The sequence below is a fragment of the Agrobacterium sp. Azo12 genome, from assembly GCF_029193765.2.
GTDB lineage: Bacteria > Pseudomonadota > Alphaproteobacteria > Rhizobiales > Rhizobiaceae > Agrobacterium.
In genome coordinates, this window is the sequence record NZ_JARFYO020000006.1 from 2501 (window position 1) to 6521 (window position 4021).

Here is a 4021-nt window from a genome sequence, read left to right on the forward strand (position 1 = left end):
TTCTGTCTACATTGTGAAGAGAAGATATGTCTGGAAGCTTCCAGGTGTTTTGAGCCCATTGGGTTTGAGACGTCCGAGCCCAGTCCTTGTGAACCCATTTGATGGCTTAGTCGGCCGGGCGTGGTGGAGGGATTGGAGGTAGGAAGGAAAGCTTGTCCTAGGCATTTTTGTTGTTTGAACTTTGGTTCATCTGATGGAAATGCTGGATTGGTGTTGCCTGACCGCGCATCACCGGATGATATCTCGAGAAGCTGGTCTTAATGATACGACCTCGAAGTGCACCGGCGTGCCTTCATATGAGGATTGTATCGAACACGTCGATGGCATCATGAAATGATCTGATTGTAAAAGGTAATCAGGTTTTTGCTGGTTTTACGCATACCTTAGGGTTGTGTGAGGCCGATTTGGAACCCCTTTGAGCGCAAGCGAGAAGGATAGGAATTCCAAATTTGCAAATATGGATGGGCATAGACAATGAGAACGAACAAGTGTTTTAAGGGCATTTGGTGGATGCCTTGGCATGCACAGGCGAAGAAGGACGTGATACGCTGCGATAAGCCGTGGGGAGCTGCGAATAAGCTTTGATCCATGGATCTCCGAATGGGGCAACCCACCTTAAATACTTGGAGAATCCAAGCTGTTCTTCTGAACGGTTTGGGTTTCCAAGTATTGATATAAGGTATCTTACCTTCGAATACATAGGGGTAAGAAGCGAACGCAGGGAACTGAAACATCTAAGTACCTGCAGGAAAGGACATCAACCGAGACTCCGTAAGTAGTGGCGAGCGAACGCGGACCAGGCCAGTGGCAATGATGAATAAAGTGGAACGATCTGGAAAGTTCGGCCGTAGCGGGTGATAGCCCCGTACACGTAGAACAATCATTGTCCTTGAGTAAGGCGGGGCACGTGAAATCCTGTCTGAACATGGGGAGACCACTCTCCAAGCCTAAGTACTCGTGCATGACCGATAGCGAACAAGTACCGTGAGGGAAAGGTGAAAAGCACCCCGACGAGGGGAGTGAAATAGAACCTGAAACCGGATGCCTACAAACAGTCGGAGCCCGCAAGGGTGACGGCGTACCTTTTGTATAATGGGTCAACGACTTAGTGTAACTAGCAAGCTTAAGCCGGTAGGTGTAGGCGCAGCGAAAGCGAGTCTGAATAGGGCGATTTAGTTAGTTGCATTAGACCCGAAACCGAGTGATCTAGCCATGAGCAGGCTGAAGGTTGGGTAACACCAACTGGAGGGCCGAACCCATATCTGTTGCAATAGATTGGGATGACTTGTGGCTAGGGGTGAAAGGCCAATCAAACTCGGAAATAGCTGGTTCTCCGCGAAATCTATTTAGGTAGAGCGTCGACCGAATACCCTCGGGGGTAGAGCACTGGATGGGCTATGGGGACTCACCGTCTTACTGATCCTAACCAAACTCCGAATACCGAGGAGTACTAGTCGGCAGACACACGGCGGGTGCTAACGTCCGTCGTGAAGAGGGCAACAACCCTGACCTCCAGCTAAGGTCCCCAAGTCATGGCTAAGTGGGAAAGGATGTGAGGATCCCAAAACAACCAGGATGTTGGCTTAGAAGCAGCCATCATTTAAAGAAAGCGTAACAGCTCACTGGTCTAAATAAGGGTCTTTGCGCCGAAAATGTAACGGGGCTAAAGCCATGCACCGAAGCTGAGGATACGATCTTATGATCGTGTGGTAGCGGAGCGTTCCGTAAGTCTGTGAAGGCGGACCCGTGAGGGCTGCTGGAGATATCGGAAGTGCGAATGTTGACATGAGTAACGATAAAGGGAGTGAGAGACTCCCTCGCCGAAAGACCAAGGGTTCCTGCTTAAAGTTAATCTGAGCAGGGTTAGCCGGCCCCTAAGACGAGGCGGACACGCGTAGTCGATGGGAACCACGTTAATATTCGTGGGCCTGGTGGTAGTGACGGATCTCGTGTGTTGTACACCCTTATTGGATTGGTTGTGCAGCGAAGAGGTTCCAGGAAATAGCTCCACCGTATAGACCGTACCCGAAACCGACACAGGTGGTCAGGTAGAGTATACCAAGGCGCTTGAGAGAACTATGTTGAAGGAACTCGGCAAATTGCACGCGTAACTTCGGAAGAAGCGTGACCCCATTGTACGCAAGTATAGTGGGGTGGCACAGACCAGGGGGTAGCGACTGTTTATCAAAAACACAGGGCTCTGCGAAGTAGCAATACGACGTATAGGGTCTGACGCCTGCCCGGTGCTGGAAGGTTAAAGGGAGGGGTGCAAGCTCTGAACTGAAGCCCCAGTAAACGGCGGCCGTAACTATAACGGTCCTAAGGTAGCGAAATTCCTTGTCGGGTAAGTTCCGACCTGCACGAATGGCGTAACGACTTCCCCGCTGTCTCCAACATAGACTCAGTGAAATTGAATTCCCCGTGAAGATGCGGGGTTCCTGCGGTCAGACGGAAAGACCCCGTGCACCTTTACTATAGCTTTACACTGGCATTCGCCAAGGCATGTGTAGGATAGGTGGTAGGCTTTGAAGCAGGGACGCCAGTTCTTGTGGAGCCATCCTTGAAATACCACCCTTATCTTCGTGGATGTCTAACCGCGGTCCGTTATCCGGATCCGGGACAGTGTATGGTGGGTAGTTTGACTGGGGCGGTCGCCTCCGAAAGAGTAACGGAGGCGCGCGATGGTTAGCTCAGACCGGTCGGAAATCGGTCGTCGAGTGCAATGGCATAAGCTAGCCTGACTGCGAGACTGACAAGTCGAGCAGAGACGAAAGTCGGTCATAGTGATCCGGTGGTCCCGTGTGGAAGGGCCATCGCTCAACGGATAAAAGGTACGCCGGGGATAACAGGCTGATGACCCCCAAGAGTCCATATCGACGGGGTTGTTTGGCACCTCGATGTCGACTCATCGCATCCTGGGGCTGGAGCAGGTCCCAAGGGTATGGCTGTTCGCCATTTAAAGCGGTACGTGAGTTGGGTTCAGAACGTCGTGAGACAGTTCGGTCCCTATCTGCCGTGGGTGTAGGAATATTGACAGGATCTGTCCCTAGTACGAGAGGACCGGGATGGACGTATCTCTGGTGGATCTGTTGTCCTGCCAAGGGCATAGCAGAGTAGCTATATACGGAATGGATAACCGCTGAAGGCATCTAAGCGGGAAACCAACCTGAAAACGAGTATTCCCTATCAGAGCCGTGGAAGACGACCACGTTGATAGGACGGGTGTGGAAGTACAGTAATGTATGAAGCTTACCGTTACTAATAGCTCGATCGACTTCTTCGTTCTCATTGTTCATGTCCATCAAGACGTGTTAAATTAAAGTGAGCTTCAAGCTCTCCAGCTTCTCGAAAACAACGTAAGTTGTTGCGTTTTGCCGACCTGGTGGTTATTGCGGGGCGGCTGCACCCGTTCCCATTCCGAACACGGCCGTGAAACGCCCCAGCGCCAATGGTACTTCGTCTTAAGACGCGGGAGAGTAGGTCGCTGCCAGGTCTGCTAAACGCAACTCAAAGCTTACAAAACATCTTCTCATCACAAAAAGGGCCTCGATGCCCAACACGAGGCCGCTATCAAAGCGGCTTTTTGCGTTTAAGGCCAATTCTTGGACTAATGCCGTCCTGCCATTCCGAAAAGCTAACTCTTTGAGGGCTGATAGATCGGGAAAACTGGCAAGTTCAGGAAACGCGAGACAAATTGCAACCCAATTTGCTCGGCACAGATCCGTCAATCGCTAGAGCGATCGACGTAGTCGCGACAAGTTCTGCGAACTTGCGCTGGTTCGGACAAACTGCCATGCAGTTTGCCTAGGGGTATTTTGCCTTTGGCAAAAACCTGGAAATACGGACAAACTGTTTTACAGTTTGCCTAGGGGATGCAAACACATCGTGTTTGCTCTGTCGCGACAAGTTCTGCGAACTTGCGCAGTCGGTATTTTGCCTTTGGCAAAAACCTGGTAACGCGGGGTGGAGCAGCCCGGTAGCTCGTCAGGCTCATAACCTGAAGGCCGCAGGTTCAAATCCT

The 4021-nt window shown here is 51.3% G+C and carries 2 rRNA genes; both read left to right on the forward strand.

Going from position 1 to position 4021, the window contains the following annotated elements:
- The first annotated feature begins 482 nt into the window (after positions 1–482).
- A 23S ribosomal RNA gene (locus PYL13_RS26885) occupies positions 483–3283 on the forward strand.
- 95 nt (positions 3284–3378) lie between these two features.
- Positions 3379–3493, forward strand: a 5S ribosomal RNA gene (rrf, locus tag PYL13_RS26890).
- Positions 3494–4021: the final 528 nt, after the last annotated feature.